This is a genomic window from uncultured Pedobacter sp., assembly GCF_913776295.1.
Classification (GTDB): domain Bacteria; phylum Bacteroidota; class Bacteroidia; order Sphingobacteriales; family Sphingobacteriaceae; genus Pedobacter.
The window spans coordinates 1-24,005 of the sequence record NZ_CAJYOJ010000009.1 but is presented as its reverse complement, the minus strand read 5'-3'; the positions used below and the strand labels follow the sequence as shown (position 1 = coordinate 24,005).

Sequence of the window (24,005 nt, the reverse complement as noted above, 5' to 3'; positions counted from 1 at the left end):
ACAATACGTCCTGTTGTTTTTGCGTTTGTAGCTTTAGATGGAATATTGTCATATCCTATTTCATCTCTATTTTATAATATAGACATAGTTCGAAATAGCAACTTTACTTTAAAACTGTGAATGAGACTCAGAACTCGCTACTCCAAACTCTCAACTATTTAATCATCACCCCGGGCTTATTTACTAAAGGTATTTTAATCAGGTTGGAATCGATAATGCTTTCAGGTAAGAAAATAAATTTTTTATCGTAAATGGTACTGCCTATATAATAGCTGAGCCAATATTCGTTGGTTAAACCAAATACTTCGGGATCAATCGACTCTACTCCTGCAAAAGAATTGGCTTCCATATGGCCAATAAAGTGTCTTAATACGGAAGTCTTGACCTGCTTACCCTCTTTTTCACCATAACCTTTAGAGCTGATCAATACATTGGTTATCGGCTCGTTTTTGAGATTAATAAGGTAAACCGTCCAGTTCTTTATTTCGGGCGTTTCACTCATCAACACCACCGCCATGGCAATATCTTCAACTGTATTTTCTGGTAAATCTGCTTTCAACTGGGTTAACTGTTTAAACTGCTTAATCGGTTAATTGTATGATTTATTTTAGGATGAGCGCATCCTGCCATCCTAAAATTATTTAATCCCGGCCTATTTTTTCTTCGCTACAGCCTTTTTTGCCGGTGCCGCTTTTTTCTTAACCGGTGCTTTTTTCTTCGTTTCGAAAGCATTTGGCACTTGCTCCACAATCATTTTCTTAACGCTTTCCAAATCGATGTCGGCCAGTTCTTCCGGCGTATATTTTTGTTTGGTTGCCTCGTTGTTCCGTAATTTAAGCATCTGTTTGCCAAAACGGATAAATGGTCCCCAACGGCCGTTTTCAATAGAAATTTTTTCGGCATCCCAGGTTTTGATATACCTGTTAGCCTCTTTTTCTAACTTTTTGCCAATTAAGGTATTGATATCTTCCTGTGTTAAATTGTCAAAATTATATCCTTTTGCCGGGATATTGATAAAAAGATCGTTCCATTTAATAAACGGACCAAAGCGGCCTTTTCCTTTTGTTACGCCTAAACCTTCGTAGAAAGCAATAGGCGCATCGGCATCCATTTTTTCTTTGATAATTTCAACCGCCCGTTCGTAAGTTACCGATAGTGGTTCTTCGTTTTTAGGAAGAGAAATGAAACTTTCGCCCCATTTAACATATGGGCCGAAGCGGCCAACCCCAACCATTACTTCTTTGCCTTCAAAATCAGGAAGCTGGAAAGGAAGTTTAAACAGTTCCAGCGCTTCCTCTAAGGTTATGGTGGCAACAGATTGCGTACGCATTAAGCTGGCATATCGCGGCTTTTCCTCGTCGTCCAATTCTCCGATCTGTACCAGCGGACCAAATTTACCAACCTTGGTATATACATTTTTACCTGTTGCCGGATCTACACCCAGCAAGCGCTCGCCAGTGGCGCGTTCTGCAGTTTCTAGTGTCGTTTCTACTTCAGTATGAAAAGGGTTATAAAACGAATGTAACATTTTGGTCCATTCCTGTAAACCCTGCGCAATTTCATCAAATTCTTTCTCCACTTTTGCGGTGAAGTTAAAGTCGACAATTCCCTTAAAATGTTCTACCAAAAAGTCGTTTACAACCTCACCAATATCGGTTGGGAAGAGTTTTGATTTTTCAGCACCGGTAATCTCCGATTTGATTTCTTTCTTTACCTTTCCATCGGCTAAAACAATGGCCGTAAAATTACGTGGCTTGCCATCTCGATCACCTTTTACCACATAGCCACGGTTTTGTACCGTAGAAATGGTTGGCGCATAGGTAGAAGGACGACCAATGCCCAATTCTTCGAGTTTTTTAACCAGACTAGCTTCTGTATATCTGGCTGGCGGGCGCGAGTAACGCTCCGTGGCCTGCATTTCTTTTAAAAATAGTTCCTGCCCTTTTGTTAAAGGAGGTAAAATGACACCGCCTTCTTTTTCTTCATTTTCCTCCTCGTCGGTCGATTCCAGGTAAACTTTTAAAAATCCATCGAATTTCAATACTTCTCCTTCGGCAACCAAATGTTCTTTTCTGGTTGAAGCAGTAATTTGGGCGGTTGTTTTTTCGAACAATGCTTCACTCATCTGAGAGGCAATGGAACGTTTCCAGATCAGCTCGTATAAACGTTTCTCTGAGATATCCCCATCTACCGTATGCCGGTCGAAATAAGTAGGGCGGATCGCTTCGTGCGCTTCCTGTGCACCTGCAGATTTGGTTTTATATACCCTTGGCTGATGATATTTTTCACCATAAGCTGACTTAATTTCGGCAGCAGCGGCGTTAACAGCTGTTTCAGATAGGTTTACCGAGTCTGTCCTCATATAGGTAATCTTACCGGCTTCATATAATCGCTGGGCCACCTGCATGGTTCTCGCCACCGAGAAACCTAATTTTCTGGAAGCTTCCTGTTGTAGGGTAGAGGTGGTGAATGGAGCTGCGGGATTTCGTTTGGCAGGCCTGGTTTCTAAACTGGTAATGTCGAATCTGGCATTTACACAGTCCTGAAGAAATTTTTCTGCATCAGCTTCATTTTCGAAGCGTTGCGGCAGTTCGGCTTTCACCATTTCTTTTCCCTTGCCCGTTGAGAACTGCGCAGTAATTTTGTAGGCAGCAGTGGCATTAAAATTTAAAACTTCACGCTCCCTGTCTACAATCAAACGTACAGCCACTGATTGTACCCGGCCCGCAGAAAGAGATGGCTTTACTTTTTTCCATAACACCGGAGATAGTTCGAAACCCACCAAACGGTCTAGTACACGCCGTGCCTGTTGGGCATTTACCAGGTTATAATCAATTCCCCGCGGACTATCAATTGCCTTTAAAATAGCCGGTTTGGTAATTTCATGAAAAACAATGCGTTTTGTTTTCTCCACTTTTAGCCCTAATGTTTCGAATAGGTGCCATGAAATGGCTTCTCCCTCGCGGTCCTCATCGGATGCTAACCATACCATTTCGGCCTCTTTAGCAAGTTTTTTTAATTCGGAAACCACGTTTTTCTTGTCGGCAGGCACCTCATAGGTTTGGGCAAAATTGTTTTCGATATCAATCGCCATATCACCTTTAACTAAATCACGGATATGGCCATAGCTAGATTTCACCAGGAAATCTTTGCCTAGATAGCCTTCTATAGTTTTAGCTTTTGCGGGTGACTCGACGATTAATAAATTTTTGGCCATGAAATACGTTTTTGTGCAAATAAAGCTATAATTAGGGCATAAATCCAAACCTGAGGAGAATTTAATACAAAAAAAATCTTAAATGCTCATAAAATCTTTCGGGTTTTACAGTGATTTTAATCTGGTTTTAATTCTTTTGAAAAGCAATTTCAGTACCGGATAGGTAAGGCCTGATCCCACCTTTTGCTTCAAATCCTCAACCTCGTTCGCCGGCCTCCGGGTTTTCCGCTCCAGTGGGGCTTAGGTGGCCTGGCCGCTGCTGCTATTGAGGTTTTAATAGCTTTGTGCTAAAACTGAATTGATAAAGCGTAACAGGCTGCTGTTCATTAAACCAGATCGCGACATTCCGTCGGGTGAAAACTATAAGCGATAGCGGGAAGGTAAATTCCTGGGAACTGCTACCCGTTCATTTCCGACTCTACAGAAATCATGATTGAGCATAAACGAACTGAGATAGCCAGAATACCTTAAAGGTGCTGAGGATGGATATCGCACAATTTATAGGTAAATCACTCCTTTAAAAACTATTTGTACCTATATTCGTATATTAAAATAAAAACAACGATGATCAGCACAATTTTAATTCTATTAAACCTATTGGTGTCGCCACCGAAAAATGTTTACGATTTCAGCTTCAAAACCATTGATGGCAAGGAAATTAAACTTTCTAAATTTAAAGGTAAAAAAATCCTGATTGTGAATACCGCATCCAAATGTGGTTTTACACCTCAGTATGAAGATCTGGAAAAACTTCAGAAACAGTATGGTCAAAAGGTCGTATTAATCGGTTTCCCGGCAGGTAACTTTGGCGGACAAGAATTTTCTACTAATGCAGAAATTAAAGAGTTTTGTACCGGAAAATATAACGTCTCATTTTTACTGGCCCAAAAAAGCAGTGTTAAAGGCGATGACATCAGTCCCTTGTTTAAGTATTTAACTTCTCAAACCAATACAGAGGAGCAAGGTGATATTAAGTGGAATTTTGAGAAATTCTTAATTAATGAAAAAGGAGAGTTGGTACACCGTTTCCGTTCCAAAACAAAACCTACTGATGAAGCCATTACTAAATTCCTGTAAAAATATTTAAATGTAGGATATAAAATGGAAGATGTGTTATCTTCCATTTTTCAAATAATTGAAGAGGTAAAATGGCGAATAGCCATTTTGCCTTTTTTTTGTTTATTAACTGAAGTTCGGTTAATGTTTGCAAAAGGTATCTGCTTTTTATCCCGCCTGGTCTGTTCGTCGCGTCATATTTTATGAGCTGTTTGTGCCGTTATCAAAGGTTTAATAGCTATTCCCTGGTCAGCATCTTTATCTGAAGAGCCTGAAATAAATCCGATCGTATCGGATCAGGGTAATGATCCGTTTATGCAGAATATCTGTACAGAACATAAAAAAATATTATTAATCGAACTAAGGAATTGTTAACGAATGATTAGGGGTTTAGAAAAAAGAAAGGGGCTTAAATCCATAAGCCCCAAATAAACCAAACAAACTATTTATGAAGTATATATATAACGCCTGTTTAGGTAAATAGTTTTCGGAAAAATTAATTAACCCGATTTTTATATCAATCAAATAATTTAATACGGGTTAATAGGCTTAAAAAGGCCATACTGTAACCTAATTGATAGAAAAATACAGGTGTTTTTGGGTTTAAGCTGTTAAAACAGGTTAAGTTGCGCCGGCTGGTACAGGCCCGGATCAAAAGAATAAGGTTCCGGCGTACGTTGTCCACCGCCAACATAATAAAGCTCCGTTTCTTCATATCTCGAAGCCACTTTGATAAAAGTATCGCCTGCTACTTTTTTAAAAAGGCTCTCCACCAGGGCTGCATCGTTATTATCTTTCGATAAATGGCTTAGCAATAAATGACTCATGTACGGCGCTTTGTGATTGATGAACAGTTCCAGTGCCTGCGCATTGCTCAGGTGGCCATGGCCATTTGTTATTCTTCTCTTCAAAAAATATGGGTATCTGCCGTTTGCCAGCATCTGTGCATCATAATTGGCTTCTAAAAACGCGGCATGGCAATTTTTAAAATGTGCAATCAGGCGATCGCATACCGAACCGATATCGGTAAAAACACCAACACGTACTTCGTTACATTCAACCGTAAAGCTGTAAGGATCTGCGGCATCGTGGAATTTAGAAAAAGCAGCTATCTTCAAACTTCCGATCTGGATATACTGCTGATGACTAAGGGAGAAGGTGTTATTTGCGTCGAGAATAAGCCTGCTGTTTTTTAAAGTTGGCGCACTGATGTAAACCGGGAGTTTATACTTTTTAGCAAAAACAGCCAGTCCTTTTATATGATCGCTGTGTTCGTGCGAAATAAAGATTGCTTTTACTTTACTTATAGACAGGCCCAAACGGTTCATACGGATTTCAACCTCTTTACAGGTCAGGCCGATATCAACCAGAACCGCTTCATGATCGTTACCAATATAGTAACAGTTGCCATTGCTGCCAGAATTAATGGAGGTGAAATATAATGCCATGTTAAGGTTGCAAGATACGGCTTATTTGGCGAAGGAAAAAAGAAAACTCTACTCTTCAGAGAAATCGCTTTTAAAACATTTGCAAAAATTAATTAGCCACTGAAAAACAGAAATCACGGAGTAAATTAAATTTTTTGCGTGTTTTTCGTGCTTCCGTGGCAAACATCATGCTCGGGCACGAAGAGAAAGAAGAAGCATAATGAGCGAAAATTTATATGCGATTTCCCTGTTATACTTTTGTGCTACTGTGTTCTACCAGGCGCGAAAGTAGAGGCAGGAAAGCCTGTATCAAATTGATTTCTTCCGAAGAGAAAATTTTTTCCATGGTTTGTACCAGCCATTCTTCTTTTATCTTTCTGGTGGCGTTAAGATGTTTTTCGCCAAGTTTGGTTAAGCCGATAAAAACTTTTCGCTTATCTTCCTCACTGGGGAAACGTTCTACACACTTAGCATCAAAAAGACGGTTAATGACCTGAGAAATGGCCTGTTTAGATACCCTTTCCATGTCGGCCAGTTCTGTCGACAGCATTTTGCCATGTTGCTCCAACAACGACATGGTTAATAATTCAGCATTGCTAAATGCTGAACTGACGTTCTGTTTGCGCAACGCCCTGGTTAAGCGGGTAACTGTGCTTCTTAACTTTGCGGCAATCTCCTGGGTTTGAGTAGACATCTTTTGGTAAATAAACTTTACAAATATAAGGCTTTATTTTTTAATCATAAATGAAGGTGGCTTTGCTGATGTTTAATTTTTGATTTTAGAATGATAAAAGTGATCTTTTTCGATTTTAATGTTGTTTTGAATTTTTGTACTTTTGTAAAGTTACTTTACTATTTTAATCATGAGTATTTTCCGTTCACTAAGGCATTATAATTACAGGTTGTTTTTTACAGGCCAGGCCATTTCATTAATTGGCACATGGATGCAACGCGTTGCCATAAGCTGGTTGGTTTACCGTTTAACCGGCTCAGCTTTTTTATTGGGATTGATTACTTTTTTAAGTTTGATCCCTTCGCTGGTACTGGCGCCATATGCAGGGAGTTATGTAGACAGGCATAATAAATATAAAGTATTGGTATTTACTCAAGTCATTCTGATGTTGCAGGCTGGCGCGCTGGCATTAATGATCTGGTTTAAAGTGTACGATATGTTCTGGATTGCAGTTCTTTCGCTGGTTCAGGGGCTGGTAAATGCTTTTGATGTAACCGCCCGCCAATCATTAATGGTAAATCTAATTGATGATAAGGAAGATTTACCCAATGCTATTGCACTCAACTCTTCGATGTTCAATGCAGCCAGGTTAATCGGGCCGGCACTGGCAGGGGTAATTTTGAGTACGCTGGGAGAGGATATTTGTTTTATCCTCAATTTTGTGAGTTTTATTGCTGTATTGGCTTGCATGGTGATGATGAAGCTTAAGCTTACCGAACATCAGAAACCGACAGAAAATATCTGGTTTGACCTTAAAAAAGGATATGACTACCTCAAATCATCTCCTGATCTGGCCGCCATGGTATTAACAATGGCCGCATCAAGTTTACTGGTTATTCCTTTTACCACTTTGCTGCCTGTTTTTGCGAAAGATATTTTCAGCGGAGATGCCACCACATTTAGCTGGTTTGAAAGTGCTGCCGGATTTGGTGCTTTTTTCGGGGCCATTTATATGGCTACCTTAAAAGCAGGTCATAATCTGCAGAAAATTGTGATCATGTCGGGTGTTTTGCTGGCTCTCTCCGTTGTGGCACTGGCCATATCGCCCTCGCTTATTCTGGCTTTAATTTGTACCAGTTTAGCTGCTTTGGGTTTAATGGCACAAAATTCATCAATCAACACTTACCTGCAAACCCACGCACATGATGAAATGAGGGGCAGGACCATGAGTTATTATATTATGGCCTACCAGGGGGTGTTGCCAATTGGCAGCTTGCTGATGGGGTATTTAGCCCATCTTTTTGGTACACAGGTAGTGGTCGCTTTCGAGGGAGTTGCAGGATTATTGATTGTTGCGGCATTTGTATATAATGAAAAACACAGGAACCAATTGAACAGAAGTGCTATGTCTTTGAATTAATATGGTTAAATGGCGTTTAAGTGGTGTAAGATGTTTCCATCTTACACTATTGGGAAGATCAGGTGTAAGATAAAGCAAAAATCAGTCAGATCGTAACATCCGACAGCACAAAAAACGCTAACCGCAATGCACCACCAACTTACAATCCACTATCACTTTCTGATGATTTGACATATCAATTTCCTGATTGATTAACCGAAGCAAAAGTTTAATGGCATTTTCTCCTACCGATTCAGGATTCTCTTCAACAGAGGCGATAGGGGGCGAGTCAAGGTAACTGATAAAAGCATTATTCCCAAATCCTATACTTTCAATCTGATCAAAGTGAGGGTGATCAGATGTTTTCAGGTATTTTAAGGCATCAAAAAGGATAGGCTCTTTAAAAGCCACCAGCGCAGTAGGACTGTTTGCCGGATCCGCAAATAATTTTCTGATGGCCGAGATGGTATTTTCCTGATCGAAATCGGTGTAAGCAACCAATGCTGATGAAAAAGGCAGTTGGTTATCTTTTAATGCATGGATATAGCCATTAAAGCGATCATGTGTAAAGTTGATCATTTTCGGACCACCCAAATAAGCAATTTTCTGATGCCCCCTGTCGATCAAAAATTGAGTAGCCTGGTAGCAACCCTGAAAAGTATTGCCCAATACCTTATGGCAGCTCAAATTAAAACTCGGGTTGCGGGTGTAGTACACTACCGGAATGCCCATCTGCTCAAACTGATCAAGGTGTGCAAAGTCTTGTGTCTGTTTTGAAATGGCCACAATCAAACCATCAACGCGGCTTTTTAACAACATATTTGCCGATTGGATTTCCTTTTCCAGCTCATCATGTGATTGACTGATAATCACATTGTACCCGTTTTGTGTGGCAAATTGCTCCACCCCATAAATGCTCCGGGTAAAAAAGTGATCTAACAGGTTGGGTAAAATCACACCAATAATACACGATCTTCTTTCCTTTAAATTAATGGCCGATTTATTGGGCGTAAAACGGAGCTCGCGGGCCATTTCCTGTACACGCTGCTTGGTGTAAGTGTTTATGGTGGGGTAGTTATTAAGTGCTTTTGATACTGTTGAAACTGACATCTTTAACTTCTCCGCCAGGAATTTCAGTGTTACAGGGGTGTGGTTCGTCATCTTTTCCAATCTCAGTACATAGTTAAGAAAAAATGCAATTATTTCAAACGTTTGAAATGTAGTTTCTTCGGATTTCAAGGCGTTTTAACCTATTTAAAACCATTTAATCGGTTCAGCTTTTCTAAATTCGCGATCAGGATTCCAATCCTACAAAAACAGAATTTTGCTCAAATTAAGGCCATTAAGAGCGAAACCGTTTGCAATTAATTGTTAGTTTTGAAACGATCAATTAATCATATTAAAATTTAAGTTATGCTAAAAACAACCTATAGCGTATTTTTAATCTGCTTTTCGCTACTTTCATCACTTAGTTACGGTCAGGTTACCGCTATACAGAACATTCAGGGCAGGAAAATCCAGAGCCTTAATGGTAAATGGAATTATATTGTCGATCCTTACGAAAATGGTTATTACGATTATCGTCACAATCCCTATGATCAATCTAAAACCGGATCAGGCGGTTTTTACGATGATAAAGTGCAGAAAGATAAATCAGAACTGATTGAATATGATTTTAATCACTCTCCGCAAATGAATGTTCCGGGCGATTGGAACTCGCAATCAGAAAAACTGGAACTTTATGAAGGTAGTGTCTGGCTCCGTAAAAAGTTTGATGCAAAACCCGAAAAGGGGAAAAAATATTTTGTCTATTTTGCGGCAGTAAATTACGAAGCCCATGTTTACCTCAACGGAAAAAAACTGGGCGTTCATAAAGGTGGTTTCACACCTTTCCAGTTTGAGGTAACCAATAACTTAAAAGCTGGTGAAAATTCGCTGATACTAAAGGTTGACAATGTCAGGAAACAGGATGAAATTCCAACGGTAAATACCGATTGGTGGAATTATGGTGGTATTACCCGTGATGTTTTTTTAGCTGAATTTCCAGATCATTTTATCAGTGACTACAAACTTCAGCTGGTTAAAGGCAACAACAACCTGTTAAGTTTTTCGGTAAAACTGGCTGATGCAAGTGCCGGACAGGAAATTACGCTTTCCATCCCGGAACTTAAGCTGGAAAAGAAGTATAAAACAGATGGAGAAGGCAAAATTGCAGATGAATTTACCTGGAACAATTTAAGTTTATGGTCGCCTGAAACACCAAAACTTTATGCCGTAAATATTAAAACCGATAAAGAAAACATCAATGATAAAATCGGGTTCAGAACCATTCAGGTAGATGGTGATAGCATCCTGTTAAATGGTAAATCTGTTTTTTTAAGGGGCATATCGCTGCATGATGAAAACCCGATTTTAGCCGGACGTTTACGTTCTGAAGGCGATATGCGCATGATGTTGCAATGGGCTAAAGATCTGAACTGCAACTATGTGCGCCTGGCACATTACCCACATAATGAAGAAATGATCCGCCTTGCTGATGAAATGGGACTGTTGGTTTGGGCCGAAGTGCCTGTTTACTGGACCATCAGCTGGACCAACCCCGCCACCTACGCCAATGCGAAAAAACAATTGACTGATCTAATTGTCCGCGATAAGAACAGGGCAAGTGTAATCGTCTGGTCGATTGGGAATGAAACGCCGCTTAGCGATGCCCGTTTGAGTTTTATGAGCAATTTAGCTGAAGCTGCCCGCGCTTTGGACGATACGCGTTTGATAGCTGCAGCTTTAGAAGTACACAGCGAAGGCAATACCATGGTTTTAAACGATCCTTTGGGCGAAAAAATCGATCTGGTGAGTTTTAACGAATACGCCGGCTGGTACTGGGGCGGTAATCCATCTGAAATTACCAAATACAATTTTGATATCAAATATAAAAAACCTGTAGTGGTTTCCGAATTCGGCGGTGATGCTCTGGGTGGATTCCATGCTGATGAAAATACCCGCTGGAGCGAAGAATACCAGGAAGCCTTGTATAAAAACCAGATTACCATGTTGAGCAAAATCGGTGCTTTACGTGGTATGACGCCATGGATTTTAACTGATTTCAGATCCCCAAGAAGACAGCATCCCATCTATCAGAATTTCTGGAACCGTAAAGGATTAATCAGTGAAACAGGTAAGAAAAAGAAAGCCTTTTTTGTACTCAAAGATTTTTACGACCAGATGCAGGTAAAATACAAGTAGTAATTCCAACAAATTGCAGCAGGCCGTTTTGAATAACTTTTGGAGGGTAAATGCGATTAAAAAGTACCGGTAAAATAAACCACTCGCCATTTGCTTATCTCTAACCCGTTAATGTTTTTCCTATGAAGCTCAAATTAATCTTTCTGGCCATAATTGTTTGGCCGATCAGTATGGTAAAGGCACAGCAGGTAGATGTGGCCGGGGCTTTTGCGTCGGCCGCCAAACAAACTGATGTATTGATCCGAAACGTAGATTCGGCCAGAAAAATGAAGCCAGAGCTGGTTTCCCCACGTACCGTAGAAAACGGGCAGTTTAAAATGGTGGGATCCAAAGACTGGACCAGTGGTTTTTTCCCGGCAGAACTCTGGTACTTCTATCAGTACACCAGGGATAAAAAATGGCTTAAACTGGCTGAAAAGTATACGGAAGATCTCAAGCCTGAACAATTTAATACCGGCACACACGATCTGGGTTTCATGATCTATTGTCCGTTCGGTAACGGATACCGTTTAACGGGCAATCCGGCTTATAAAGCCGTCATTATTCAGGCAGCAAAATCCCTAGCCACCCGGTTTAATGCTCAGGCAGGAGTAATCAAATCCTGGGATCATAATGGCGATAAATGGAAGTATCCGGTCATTATCGATAACATGATGAACCTCGAACTTTTGTTTGAAACCACCCGGTTAACCGGCGATTCCTCTTTTTATAAAATTGCGGTAAAACATGCCAATACCACGCTGAAAAACCATTTCAGACCCGATTTTAGTTCCTATCATGTGATTGATTACGATACCTTAACCGGTAAGGTGTTGCAGAAAGTTACGGCCCAGGGTTATGCAAACGAATCGGCATGGGCAAGGGGACAGGCATGGGCACTATATGGATATACCATGTGTTACCGGGAAACAAAAAATAAAGCCTATTTAGCCCAGGCCGATGGCGTTGCAGGTTTTATCTTAAATCATAACAGTACGCCGGCTGATGGAATTCCTTATTGGGATTACGATGATCCTAAAATCCCCGGGGCTTCCAGAGATGCATCGGCTGCTGCCATTACCGCTTCTGCACTTTATGAACTGGCAAAATATAGCGCTAACGGCCAAAAATATAAAGCTGCGGCCGATAAGATCTTACACACACTTAGCACAAAATACATTAATCAAACGGGCTCCAACTATGGCTTTATTTTAACGCATAGCACAGGTCATCGTCCGGCAAAATCTGAAATTGATGTACCCATCAATTATGCCGATTATTATTATCTGGAGGCGTTGCTGAGGAGCAAAAAATAAGCTTCAGGTTGAGAATAGTTGTTTTGATTACCATGATAAATACCTGATAATTAATAAATAAAATGTATGTGATTGAAGTGAAAAATTAATATAGGAACATAAGATCTAAAAAATGATAAAAGAAAGTAAAGGGCTGTTTTCATTAGAAAATAAGGTAGTCGTAGTTACCGGTGCCACGGGTGTTTTGGGCGAGGCCTTCATCAACGGTCTTTGCTCGGCCGGGGCAACTATTGTGGTGATTGGAAGAAACGAAGAAGTGGCCAAAAAAAGGGCGGCAGAGGTAATTGCAGCTGGTGGCCAGGCTATTCACATTATTGCCGATGTGTTGAATGAGCAAGACCTGATCGAGGCAAATGCCATCATCATTAAAACCTATGGCCGTATTGATGCCTTGGTAAATGCAGCCGGCGGAAATGTGGCGGAGGCCGTAATCCAGCCCGGAAGCGATGTTTTTGAGCTTAACATTCCGGCTTTAAAACAGGCCTTCGATTTAAACCTCTTCGGAACCATTATGCCTACACAGGTTTTTGGGGCGGCAATTGCCAAAAACGGAGGTAGCATTGTCAATATATCATCGGTTTCTGCCACCCAGGCGCTCACCCGGGTATTGGGCTATTCGATGGCTAAAGCAGCTGTAGAAAGTTATACCAAATGGATGGCGGTTGAGCTGGCCAATCGTTATCAGGATAAAATCAGGATGAATGCCATAGTACCTGGCTTTTTTATCACCAACCAGAACAGGGCATTGTTAACCCATGAGGATGGCTCTTTAACGGCCAGGGGGCAGGCCATTATTGCGAAAACACCATTTAAACGATTTGGTGCGCCTGAAGAATTAGTCGGTGCATTGGTTTACCTGCTTAGCGATGCCGCTAAATTTGTAAACGGCGAAAGTATTAAAGTGGATGGTGGATTTACGGCATTCTCCGGTGTTTAAATGTAACTTATATTGTAAAAATAATCTGTGTTATCCCTTAAATCAGTGTAATCATATCAATGAAAAAATTAGAACAAACCTGGCGTTGGTACGGCCCTAATGATCCGGTTAGCCTGCAAGACGTGAAACAGGCAGGTGCTACCGGTATCGTAACCGCATTGCATCATATCCCACATGGCGAAGTTTGGCCTTTGGAAGATATCCGGGAAAGAAAAGCCATTATCGAAGCTGCAGGTTTAACCTGGTCGGTAGTAGAAAGTGTTCCCGTGCACGAAGCCATAAAAACGCGTAGGGCTGATGCCGGGCAATATATCGAGAATTATAAAAGCTCTTTGCGTAACCTCTCTGCCTGCGGAATCAAGATCGTATGTTACAACTTTATGCCGGTGTTAGACTGGACCCGTACACAACTCGATCTCGAAATGGCCGACGGATCGAAGGCGCTTTATTTCAACTGGATCGATCTGGCGATTTTTGATCTCTATATTCTGAAACGGGAAGGGGCAGAAGCAGATTATCCAACCACTGTTTTAGATCGGGCGGCAACTAAATTAGCTACGTTGAGCGAACAGGATCTGGTTAACCTCCGGATCAATGTACTCATGGGCATCCCTAACGAAAAAGAAATCGAACTGGAAACCTTGCGCAACAGTATTAATGAATACAAAGCCATCGGAACACACGGCTTAAAGGAAAATCTGAGCTTTTTCCTTTCGTCAATTGCCGGGGTTTGTACCGAAGAAGGGATTAAAATGACCATCCATCCCGATGATCCGCCTTATGCCATTTTAGGTCTGCCCAGAATAGCCAGCACACTCGAAGATTTTAATTACATCATCAAAAGTGTAGATCAGGCTTTTAACGGGGTTTGTTTTTGCACGGGTTCTTTAGGTGCCGGTATGGGGAATAATACTTTAGAGATTTTTAACGCGGTTAAAGAACGGGTATATTTTGCACATTTGCGAAATGTTAAAAAGGATGAAGATGGTAGTTTTTACGAAGCCGATCATTTAGGTGGTGATGTAAACATGTACGAGATCATGAAGGCACTAACGGCAGAAAACGCACTGCGCCATCAGGCCATTCCTTTCCGTCCGGATCACGGCCACCAGATGTTGGATGACCTGGCTAAAATAACCAATCCGGGTTACTCGGCCATTGGGCGCTTAAGAGGGCTGGCTGAGTTGAGGGGCCTGGAAATCGGGGTTACAGGGAATTATTAATTTTTTTTCTTTTTGTTATCCTTCGCGATAATTTATGGACAAAAGTCAATATCAGTAACACATCATTTTGCCAGGTGATATCCCAAAAAGGAAATCCGGTAATAAGGTCGTCATTCTCGCTCATGCGGCAATCTTAATGGAACAACTTAAGCCGTAAATCGAAAGACCTGCGGCTTTTTTTTGCTGTTATCCCGATACAGTCAAGAATCATCGGTTTAGGCGCATTTGATCAGATTTTATTGGGAGCGCAAGGCCTTTGCGAAACAGGGCAGCGTGTTCCCGTCTTTCGCTTTTACGCTTCGCTTCCTCGTTCCTCGTTGCTGCAGGGTAACCACTCCAGCCGGGGCTAAATTGCTCTGCAGCATCCATATTAGCGTTTGCAGGGCATTTAATCTTTTTATCTAAGCCCGGTTAGAGCGGATAGCACGGATCCCCGACATTCCGTCTAGCGCAGACTATAAGCACAAGCGGGGCTGCAAACCGTCACGAACCACAGATCGCTCACTCCCTCATTTGTTTGAGTCGGCGTGAAATCAATTTATAGGATAATTTGATTTCAAATAACGCTATGCAGCTAAACATAAAAGGTTTATTTGCTTGTTTATTATTCATTTCTTTCCTCTGTTGATCACCCTTAATGCAATAGAATGATCTTTTACACATGATCACCATCGCTGCACATTTATCTGTACAATTTTCGCTGTGGGCCAAATTTATGAATCTCCTGCCAGCCCCTTGAAGCTTAACAACACACCCAATGGCTCCCATTTCAAAACCAGCTTTGTTTGTGGCTTGAAATTTGATTCCTTAATGATATGGAAAACAGCAACAATCCCACAAAAAAAATCTTAAAACCCTCTGTTGTACACAACGATTTACCAGAGGTAAAAAAAACTGAACACTTGCGTCAAGTGCCAGGCGATAAAAACGATACCTTACCCGAAAACCCTGAACGGAACTATCACCATGAAGAATTAAAAAGCGTAAGTTCATTCCACAGCGAAATCAGGCAGGCCGATGATGATGTGTGGAACGGGGAAGATGCTTAATCTGGGGTTTGTGTTATAGGTTTATAGATCGAGCCGTCGCCGCTTACTACCAATCGTTGATAAAAAAAGCTTCCGGTTTTAGACTGAAAGCTTTTTTCTGCCCGTTAGCAGGAACACGCTGTACACCTAAATCGCTTTATGGAGCCAATAGTTGAGGGTTTAGCAAGTACAAGACCCGATCTCATTTTAAGATTTTAAAAATCACGCTTACTTATTGTTCCTGGTGCGAAGTGATGGACATAGAATCAATAAAAAGTCTATACAAGGAGCTAAATTGATCAGTTAGCTGGTTCAGTATTTTGATCAATAATGCTGAAACCTGCTTCAGCGATAGTGAGTAGCCATAAGCAGGGAAGGGGGAAAAATTTGTGATCTATTGCTTTAAATGCTGTTCGCGTCTAAAGCGCACAAAGAAAATGGTTAATACTGATAAATAAGGAAGCGCAAATAGTATTCCCGGCCATGGCTCGTCCCACATCAACAATAAGGAGAATAATACCAGTATCAAGGGCAGCAGAAAAAAGCTTAAGCCGCTCATTAGCGGGCTAAACTTTACCGTATCATTAAGGTTAAATAATATGGGCAAGGTGCCAAGAGCCAGGCAGATATTAAAACCAACTGCAATGCCATAAGGGAGGTTCCTAAAATCAGTGTCTGCTGTACCCATTACCTTCATCGTCTGTAAAATAAATACCCCAGCCAAACTCGCCACTGTAGAGATTAGCAAACAATAAAGTATCATCATCAGGTATTTCATCATATTGTGCATTAACTTTAATTAGATTTAACATACCGTTTTAATAATTGTTTAGAGGTGATCTGGATGGTCAATAACATTCAAAAATGCCTACGCTATTTGTATTGAAAATTCATTGATTTGGTTAAACAGCCAGGTCATTAGGTTTGCATCTTAGAGATTAACTATTGGATAACCATACCAATACCATAATCACCAAGTCAATACCATTGCAAATTATGATCAGGCCATTATCCCATACCTACACCTCCCTGTTGGCACTGATTTAGGGCGTATAGACGGAAGAAGTGAGTTCAGTGATGATATCGGATAGCAAATCATTGCCTATACAAAACTAAAAACCATCCCGCCAGAAGAAAGAAATAGATTGCAATCCGGATATTCAGAAGTAATGGTATGTGTGCTCTGTCTAAGCCATCAAACCAAACCTTTCAATTTCTAATTAATTAAATAACGCTAAACTGGTGCGTAAAATTCTAAATAGAAGTAGAACACGCTAAAATAAAAAAGGCTTTCAGAACTGATCTGAAAGCCATCTTAAGTACCCCGGAAGGGATTCGAACCCCTGACCCACGGTTTAGAAAACCGTTGCTCTATCCAACTGAGCTACCGAGGCCCATTTTTTAATGAGCTGCAAATATAGAAGTTCTGTTTAATATGTAAAAATATATTTTAAACTATTTAGAACGTACTTTTTCTAATTTAAATAAGTGGTTAAAATAGAAGCAATTAAAATTAATGTATAAGGATATTAAATCAGTTTTAAATCGCAAAAGAGCCAATTATCCGACGATATTCAAAAATAATAGCAAATAGAGGATACTTTTTATTTGTAATTACCCCACCTATTATAAAAATAAACTTTCTAACCTAAAGGTTTCCCTTATTGCTATGCTGTTTGTTTAGCTTAATTTCGATCTAATATTAATAGAACTAAAAGAATTGATATGGAGGTTTAAATGATTTGAAAATTTTGTTTCTGAATTAGAATTGATTAAATTGCATTAATCAACAACGCCTCATCATGAAAAGACCAAATATACAAGCCCCTAATTTAATTCGATAAGCAGCTTTATTTAAGCATTGCTTGATTTGCCTAGCCAAATATTGGTTAAGCTTTTATGCTATAAGTTATAGGATAAATGTTGAGCGTATTAAAATCCCTATTATGAAATTTCTACACACTGCAGACTGGCATATTGGTCAGCTGTTTCACGAATATGACCGAAGCTACGAACATCAGCAATTTCTGAATTGGCTGGTTGAAACCTTGGTCGCTGAAAAAATTGAGGTGCTGCTGATCAGTGGTGACATCTTCGATAGCTCCAATCCATCAGCAGCCTCTGTGAGGATGTTCTACCGTTTTCTAAATGAAGCAAGAACTGCACTGCCCGGTCTGCAAATTATCATTACGGCCGGCAACCACGACTCAGCAGCACGTTTGGAAGCACCCAAACCATTGCTTGAGTCTTCTAATGTTCATATTATCGGCGTGGTAGAAAAAGATGCCGTGGGAAATATCGATTATGAAAAATTGCTCATCAAAATACACGATGCTGCCGGGACCATCAAAGCCTTGTGTCTGGCCATTCCTTTCCTGCGTATGGGCGACTATCCGGCCATTGCCGACTGCGCCAATCCGTATACCGAAGGCGTGGCAGCTTTATATCGGGATGCTTTTGATTATGCTCAACAACATAGCACGGAAAATCAACCCATTATTGCTATGGGACATCTGCATACCCAGCAGGCAGAGATTACTGATCTGGATAAAACCGAAAGGCTGATCATGGGCGGTGTGGAATGCATTTCAGCCACAGCTTTTCATCCCGATATCAAATATGTGGCTTTGGGACACATCCACAAAGCACAAAAAATTGGCGGAAAAGAACACATCCGTTATTCCGGCAGTCCTTTGCCAATGTCTTTTTCCGAAATTCATTACAAACATCAGGTCATTGTTTTTGATCTCGATCAGGAAATCAGCGATCTGAGAGCTATTGAAATTCCGGTATCTGTGCCATTGCAAAGAATTCCACATCAGCATCAGCCTTTGCATGAAGTCATTTCCCTTTTGGAACAATTACCAGTAGGCGATTCCAACCCCGAAAACCTGCCTTATCTGCAGGTGCGTGTGTTGCTCGATGGACCCGAGCCCGCTTTACGGCATAAAATAGAAACGGCCTTGGGTGGTAAACCCGTACGGCTAGCCAAAATCGATGCGCAGTATCCGGCTTCCACCAAAGAGGCGCAGGAGCTCATTACCGCTGAAAAGCTGAATGAACTACAGCCGATCGATGTTTTCGGTAAAGTCTACCAATCCCGATACCATAGCGGAGTACCATCGGAAATCATGCAATTATTTCAACAGGTTGCAGACGAAGTAAACCAAACCGCCGGATAACATGAAGATACTAGCCATACGCATCAAAAATTTAGCGTCTCTGGAAGGCACTACCGAAATTGATTTTACGGCAGAACCCTTATGTTCGGCGGGTATTTTTGCCATTACCGGCGCTACCGGCGCGGGAAAATCGACCATACTGGATGCCTTATGCCTGGCCTTATATGGTAAAACACCGCGATATCTGCAAGCGAGGGAAACAGGTATAGAGATTAAAGACGTTCAGGGCAGCACCCTGAGCCAGGGCGATGTACGCGGTATTTTACGTGACGGTACAGCAGACGGATTTGCAGAGGTGGATTTCAGGGGAATCGACGGGCAAAACTATCGGGCAACCTGGAGTGTACGGCGGGCTCGGAACCGCGCCGACGGAAGCATGCAGTCGGATGCCGTGACCTTAAAGAACATCTCTAACCATGTTGATCTTCCGGGAAGAAAAGCAGAAACCTATAGTGAAATCGCAAGATTGGTCGGCTTGAATTTCGAACAGTTTACCCGGTCGGTATTGCTGGCGCAAGGCGATTTTACCGCTTTTATGAAAGCCAACCGGGATGAGAAATCGTCCCTGCTTGAAAAATTGACCGGAACTCACATTTATTCCGAAATCTCCCGGAAGATCTTTGAAAAATACAAGGGAGAAGAATTACAACTGCGTGATCTCCATGTCCGTAAAGAAGGCATCGTGACCCTGAGCGATGAGGAACTGCAAGCCTTAACCGCAGATCAGGCACTTCTGGAAAAGCAGATCACAGACCTGGACAAAGAAATGGAAAGGTTAAATGCAGGAATCAGCTGGCACGAGCAGCTGGCCAAATACCGGCAAGGCCATGATGAAGCCGTTATGTCTTTACAGCTGGCATCTGAAAACAAAAATGCTGCTTTGCCAAGAAGCCAGCACCTGCGTATGGTTGAACACGCACAACAAACCCGAAGCTGGGCAGATGCTTTAGCGCAGTCACAAGAACAACATGCCGCTAAAACAACTGCTTTGGCAACGGTAAAAGAAACTCTCACTTCCTTAGAGCAGCAAAAAGAAACCCTGGAAACACAGCTTCAACAGGTTGAACACCAGCTTTCCCTTCAAAGCCAGAAACTGGCCGATGCCCTGCCATTATTGGAACAAGCCCGCAAACTGGATACCTTACTGGGAGAGAAAAAAGAACAGTTGGACGGGCTGAAAGCAGACGCTGAAAAAGCGGACGTACAAAACCGGCAGCATCAGGATATTTTAAAAGAAAAACAGCAAACCTTTAGCGATCTGGTTTCACAGATTGAAAGTATTACGCAGTGGCAAAACGAACAGGCTCACCGCAAATCGGTTGCTGAACATACAGACCTCATCCTCGCCAAACTTGAAGATGCGCAAAAACTCCTGGAGAACCTAGAAGCTTCCTCGGCAAAATTGGTCGAGGTAAAAAATAAAATCCAGACGACAGAAGTACAGCAGAAAACCCTTGAGAACAGCTGGAAACAACAGCTTCAATTGCTGGACGATACCCGGAAAACGTATGAAGCAAAGTCCGAAATGTTACGCTCCATTCCGGTTGACACTTTAACCCTCGATAAAACCGAAACTGACCAAAAAGTAGAGGAAAGCATCAGGGCACAGGCACAATGGCAGCTCTTGCATTATGCCCAAACGGAGTGGGAAAACCTGGGGCAGCAACAAATGAAGGACGAAGCCGATTATCAGGGAAAACAAGCAATTTTACAACAACTGAAGCAGGAAATCCCCTTAGCAAAAGCAGAAAGCGATACCGCGGATCAGCTCCTTCAACAAGCCCGTCTGGCATCGGCAGAAAATGTAGAAACGTTAAGGGAAGCCCTGGCGGATGATGAACCTTGTCCGGTATGTGGCAGCACCCATCATCCTTATGCCATTCAAAATCCGCAGCTGGAAAAAGTATTGGCCCAGCTGGAAAAATCCTGTCAGGAGAAAACACAACATCATCTGAGCCTCCACAGCCGTCATGATGCCCTGGAACAGGAATGTACAACCCTACAGGAAAACATCCGGCGTCTAAATGAAGAAATACAGTCTAAAGCATCAACCTTAAATCAACTGCGACAGACCTGGGCGCACTTTGACATTGCTAAAAATAGCCAAAACATTCCCGATCACGAAAAAGCAGACTGGATCGCAGCACAATTAGAAGCCCTTAAAACGAGACAAGCCAGTTTATCTGCCCAATTAAAAGCCTATGCCGAGCAGAAGCTGGAACTCGAAACCGCTAAAACCGGGATCGATCAGCTCAAAGAAAGTACCGATGTGCTTTCCGGACAACTCAAAGACCTTCAAAACAGCTTGTCGCTTTATAACGAACAGCAAAGCCAGTCTGAACGCGAACAGAAAATCGCCACCGCCCACCTAAGTGAAATTGAACAGCTTCTTACGCCTTATTTTACAGCATCCGGCTGGATAGACAAGTGGAAAGAAAACCCTGAAGCATTTGTGGAAAGCATCACCCACTTTGCCCGGCAATGGAAAGAACATGCCGAAAAACTGGAAGTTTATACCCGGGAAAAAACAGCCTTAGAAGCTACGCTGAAAGAACTTAAAAGCCAGGCCGAAAATATGGCAACGGAAGCCGGCAGGAAAACAGAAATCCACCTGACGCAACAGCAATCGTATCTGGATCTGGTTCAACAACGGAATGTGCTCTTCGACGGTCAGTCTGCTGATGAGACGGAACATCAATTCAAACAGGCAGTTGCCCAAGCACAGGCGGATTTGGAACAGGTGAAAATCAAGCAACACCAGCACGCCATAGAGCTTATTAAAGTCCTGACCCAGCAGCAGGAACTCACGAATGCCCTGGCCACATTGGAAACGGCCATCCGAAAAATTTCCGGGCAAATGCAGGACTGGCTGAACAATTATAACCAGAAAAACGGTCAATCCCTAAACCCGGAAGACCTTTACCGCTTACTGGCTTCAGGAAATGACTGGATCGAAAATGAACGGATGGTATTGCAGGCCATTGACGAGGAACTGACCAAAGCCAACAGCATTCTGACCGAACGGAAACAGGCTCTGGACCGTCATCAGGAAAACAGTAAGTCGGAAACAGCACTCGAAGAACTGATGACCCTGCAAACAAATATGCGGTTGGAAGTGGAAGAAAAGAAGCATAAAAAAGGCGAAAACAGCTTCCGGTTGCAACAGGATGAAGCCAACAAAAACCGGATCGGCAACCTGCTGCAAAGTATCGCAACACAGGCAGCCATCACCGAAAACTGGGCCAAGCTCAACGAGATTATCGGTTCGGCCGATGGGAAGAAATTCCGCCAGATTGCCCAGGAATATACGCTGGATGTGTTGCTCGGTTATGCCAATATCCATTTGCAGGCTTTAACCAATCGTTACCGGATCGAACGCATTCCCGCATCACTGGGCCTCCAGGTGGTAGACCAGGACATGGGCGATGAAGTGCGTACGGTTTATTCGCTTTCGGGTGGAGAATCTTTCCTCGTGTCGCTGGCCCTGGCCTTAGGATTGGCCTCGCTCTCGTCCAGCCGCATGAAAGTAGAATCTTTATTTATTGATGAAGGCTTCGGCTCGCTGGATCCCGCTACCCTCAACATCGCTATGGATGCCCTCGAACGCCTCCACAACCAGGGCCGTAAAGTAGGCGTGATCTCGCACGTGCAGGAAATGACCGAACGGATTCCGGTGCAGATTAAAGTGAGCAAGCAGCAGAGCGGAAAGAGTAAGGTGGAAGTGATTGGAGTTTAACTATGAAAGACAAAATTAATTTAATATGGCTATTAAAAAAATCAAGAGTATTAAAAATCTTGCTGTATTTCAAGATTTCAATTGGGATTCAGCAATGCGAGATACACATGGTACAATTACTGAATGTAGTACTGTGAATATCTTATATGGTAGAAATTATTCAGGCAAAACAACACTGTCCAGGATAATTAGAGCGCTTGAACTCGGCAAAATATCAGACAAATATGAAAATCCTGAATTCACACTTTCTTTTTCTGACTCACCAGATATAAATCAATTAAATCTGTTAGGTCATAATAAAAAAATAAGAGTCTTTAATGAAGATTTTGTTAAAGAAAATTTAAGATTTATATCTAATGCTGATGAAAGTATTGTTCCCTTTGCAATATTAGGTGGGAATGCTAATATAGAAGAGGAAATAGAGATTCTCAATAACGAACTAGGTCAGAATGATGACGAGACGCCAACTGGTTTTTATTTAGAGCGAAAAAATATGCTCGAAGTTTACAATATAGCAAAATCAGCATTTGATACAGCATCCAAGCAATTGGATGCCAAATTAACTCAAAAGGCAACTAGCAGAGATATTGGTATAAAATATAAGCCTGAAAGATTTGGAGACCAAAACTATAATAAGGCAAAACTTGATGCTGACATTGCTTTAACCTTATCGGAAAACTTTACGCCAATTAATGATGAAAAACAACAAGATCTTTTAAATCTTTTAAACGAAAAGCCTAATGCAAATATTTCGGAAACATCAAACCCCAATTTTCAATTTGCAGAATTAAGTGCACAATGTGAACAGCTAATAAATAAATCATTAATAAAATCTGGCAAAATTGAGGAATTGGTTAAGAATTCTATTTTAAATAGATGGGTTAAGGAAGGGAAATTGCTGCATGAACATAAATTAGAAGATTGTTCTTTTTGCGGAAATAGAATTACCAATGAAAGATGGTCAGCCTTAGAAAGCCATTTTGATGAGGAATCAGAAAAACTAAGTAAAGCAATTGACATACTTTTGAATAAAATACAGCAAGAAATACTCTCTGTATCTGACATTTTATCTTTTGAAAATAATAAATTTTATTCGAAGTTTCACAATAGTCTTAATCGACTAGCGGTACTAAGAGATCGCATACTTGGACAATATATTGAATCATTAAATTCTTTAAAAGAACAACTTGATTCTAGAGCTAACGATATTATAACAACAGGCAAGTTTATCCCCCCTTATGATGTCTCTGCTAGACTGTTAAAGATATTTGATTTTTATGATAGCATCCGTAGAGAATCTAATGCCTACACAGACACATTAGCAACTGATCAATCCAATTCTAAAACTGCACTAAGATTAAAGGAAGTTCATGATTTTGTGAAGAATATACAATACGAAGATGAAGTGAAAAATATTGGAAAACTAAAAGATGAACTTGATGAGAAGATTGAAATTGGAAAAGCTGGGGCTGACTAAAAAGGGTATAAAAATTACAGCCGTTGCTTTAAAAAGCAGCGGCTGTTTAGTAAATTTAATTGCGAAAGAAATTTACTATGGCTAAGATACAAAGTTCAGCACAATTCAAAAA

At 41.3% G+C, this 24,005-nt stretch carries 17 protein-coding genes and 1 tRNA gene; 10 read left to right on the top strand and 8 right to left on the bottom strand.

All coding sequences use genetic code 11. The features are described from left to right. Positions 1-154: 154 nt before the first annotated feature. Both QZ738_RS01520 and topA read right to left on the bottom strand, forming a co-directional pair. On the bottom strand, positions 155-559 hold the full coding sequence (locus tag QZ738_RS01520) for a hypothetical protein (RefSeq protein WP_293783493.1): 405 nt from the start codon (positions 557-559) through the stop codon (positions 155-157). Positions 560-652: 93 nt separating this feature from the next. Continuing rightward, positions 653-3,217 (bottom strand): type I DNA topoisomerase, encoded by a 2,565-nt coding sequence (gene topA / locus QZ738_RS01515; protein WP_293783490.1) that lies wholly within the window; start codon positions 3,215-3,217, stop codon positions 653-655. A 564-nt stretch (positions 3,218-3,781) separates the two neighbouring features. Here topA and QZ738_RS01510 point away from each other — a divergent pair. Continuing rightward, entirely contained in the window at positions 3,782-4,294 is a 513-nt protein-coding gene (locus QZ738_RS01510; RefSeq protein WP_293783487.1) for a glutathione peroxidase, read from the top strand. A gap of 590 nt (positions 4,295-4,884) precedes the next feature. Here the strand turns inward: QZ738_RS01510 and QZ738_RS01505 are convergent. Continuing rightward, positions 4,885-5,721, bottom strand: a complete 837-nt coding sequence (locus tag QZ738_RS01505) for an MBL fold metallo-hydrolase (RefSeq protein WP_293783484.1) — start codon at positions 5,719-5,721, stop codon at positions 4,885-4,887. 229 nt (positions 5,722-5,950) lie between these two features. Further along, positions 5,951-6,394, bottom strand: coding sequence for a MarR family transcriptional regulator (locus QZ738_RS01500; RefSeq protein ID WP_293783481.1), 444 nt, complete (start codon positions 6,392-6,394; stop codon positions 5,951-5,953). A 169-nt stretch (positions 6,395-6,563) separates the two neighbouring features. Here QZ738_RS01500 and QZ738_RS01495 point away from each other — a divergent pair, with 169 nt between their 5' ends. Beyond that, the gene (locus QZ738_RS01495; protein ID WP_293783478.1) at positions 6,564-7,793 is read left to right on the top strand and encodes an MFS transporter; all 1,230 of its coding nucleotides are present in this window, start codon (positions 6,564-6,566) and stop codon (positions 7,791-7,793) included. A gap of 117 nt (positions 7,794-7,910) precedes the next feature. On the opposite strand, the gene QZ738_RS01490 is transcribed toward QZ738_RS01495, so the two are convergent. Continuing rightward, positions 7,911-8,933: a LacI family DNA-binding transcriptional regulator gene (locus tag QZ738_RS01490; protein ID WP_293783569.1), complete on the bottom strand. Its 1,023-nt coding sequence runs from the start codon at positions 8,931-8,933 to the stop codon at positions 7,911-7,913. A gap of 252 nt (positions 8,934-9,185) precedes the next feature. Between QZ738_RS01490 and QZ738_RS01485 the strand changes: the two genes are divergently transcribed. From QZ738_RS01485 to QZ738_RS01465, 5 genes are all read left to right on the top strand, one after another. Next, positions 9,186-11,015 carry a glycoside hydrolase family 2 protein gene (locus QZ738_RS01485; RefSeq protein WP_293783475.1) on the top strand — a complete coding sequence of 610 codons (1,830 nt, stop codon included), beginning with the start codon at positions 9,186-9,188 and terminating at the stop codon, positions 11,013-11,015. A 122-nt stretch (positions 11,016-11,137) separates the two neighbouring features. Continuing rightward, positions 11,138-12,310 (top strand): glycoside hydrolase family 88 protein, encoded by a 1,173-nt coding sequence (locus QZ738_RS01480; protein WP_293783472.1) that lies wholly within the window; start codon positions 11,138-11,140, stop codon positions 12,308-12,310. A 112-nt stretch (positions 12,311-12,422) separates the two neighbouring features. Then, positions 12,423-13,247: an SDR family oxidoreductase gene (locus tag QZ738_RS01475; RefSeq protein WP_293783469.1), complete on the top strand. Its 825-nt coding sequence runs from the start codon at positions 12,423-12,425 to the stop codon at positions 13,245-13,247. 59 nt (positions 13,248-13,306) lie between these two features. After that, the gene (uxuA, locus tag QZ738_RS01470; protein ID WP_293783466.1) at positions 13,307-14,470 is read left to right on the top strand and encodes a mannonate dehydratase; all 1,164 of its coding nucleotides are present in this window, start codon (positions 13,307-13,309) and stop codon (positions 14,468-14,470) included. 815 nt (positions 14,471-15,285) lie between these two features. After that, the gene (locus tag QZ738_RS01465; RefSeq protein WP_293783463.1) at positions 15,286-15,519 is read left to right on the top strand and encodes a hypothetical protein; all 234 of its coding nucleotides are present in this window, start codon (positions 15,286-15,288) and stop codon (positions 15,517-15,519) included. Positions 15,520-15,892: 373 nt separating this feature from the next. Here QZ738_RS01465 and QZ738_RS01460 read toward each other — a convergent pair whose 3' ends face one another. From QZ738_RS01460 to QZ738_RS01450, 3 genes are all read right to left on the bottom strand, one after another. Next, the gene (locus QZ738_RS01460; protein WP_293783460.1) at positions 15,893-16,186 is read right to left on the bottom strand and encodes a hypothetical protein; all 294 of its coding nucleotides are present in this window, start codon (positions 16,184-16,186) and stop codon (positions 15,893-15,895) included. Next, a complete protein-coding gene (locus tag QZ738_RS01455) occupies positions 16,167-16,310 on the bottom strand; it encodes a hypothetical protein (protein WP_293783457.1) in 144 nt (47 codons plus the stop codon). The genes QZ738_RS01460 and QZ738_RS01455 overlap by 20 nt, the downstream gene beginning before the upstream one ends. A 508-nt stretch (positions 16,311-16,818) precedes the next feature. Then, positions 16,819-16,892 (bottom strand) — tRNA-Arg (locus tag QZ738_RS01450). Positions 16,893-17,444: 552 nt separating this feature from the next. On the opposite strand from QZ738_RS01450, the gene QZ738_RS01445 reads away from it, so the two are divergent. From QZ738_RS01445 to QZ738_RS01435, 3 genes are read left to right on the top strand one after another with little or no spacing between them, the layout of a single operon-like run. Continuing rightward, positions 17,445-18,680: an exonuclease SbcCD subunit D C-terminal domain-containing protein gene (locus QZ738_RS01445; protein ID WP_293783454.1), complete on the top strand. Its 1,236-nt coding sequence runs from the start codon at positions 17,445-17,447 to the stop codon at positions 18,678-18,680. Position 18,681: 1 nt separating this feature from the next. After that, positions 18,682-22,416, top strand: coding sequence for an AAA family ATPase (locus QZ738_RS01440; RefSeq protein WP_293783451.1), 3,735 nt, complete (start codon positions 18,682-18,684; stop codon positions 22,414-22,416). A 25-nt stretch (positions 22,417-22,441) separates the two neighbouring features. After that, positions 22,442-23,893: an AAA family ATPase gene (locus QZ738_RS01435; protein ID WP_293783448.1), complete on the top strand. Its 1,452-nt coding sequence runs from the start codon at positions 22,442-22,444 to the stop codon at positions 23,891-23,893. Positions 23,894-24,005 lie beyond the last annotated feature (112 nt).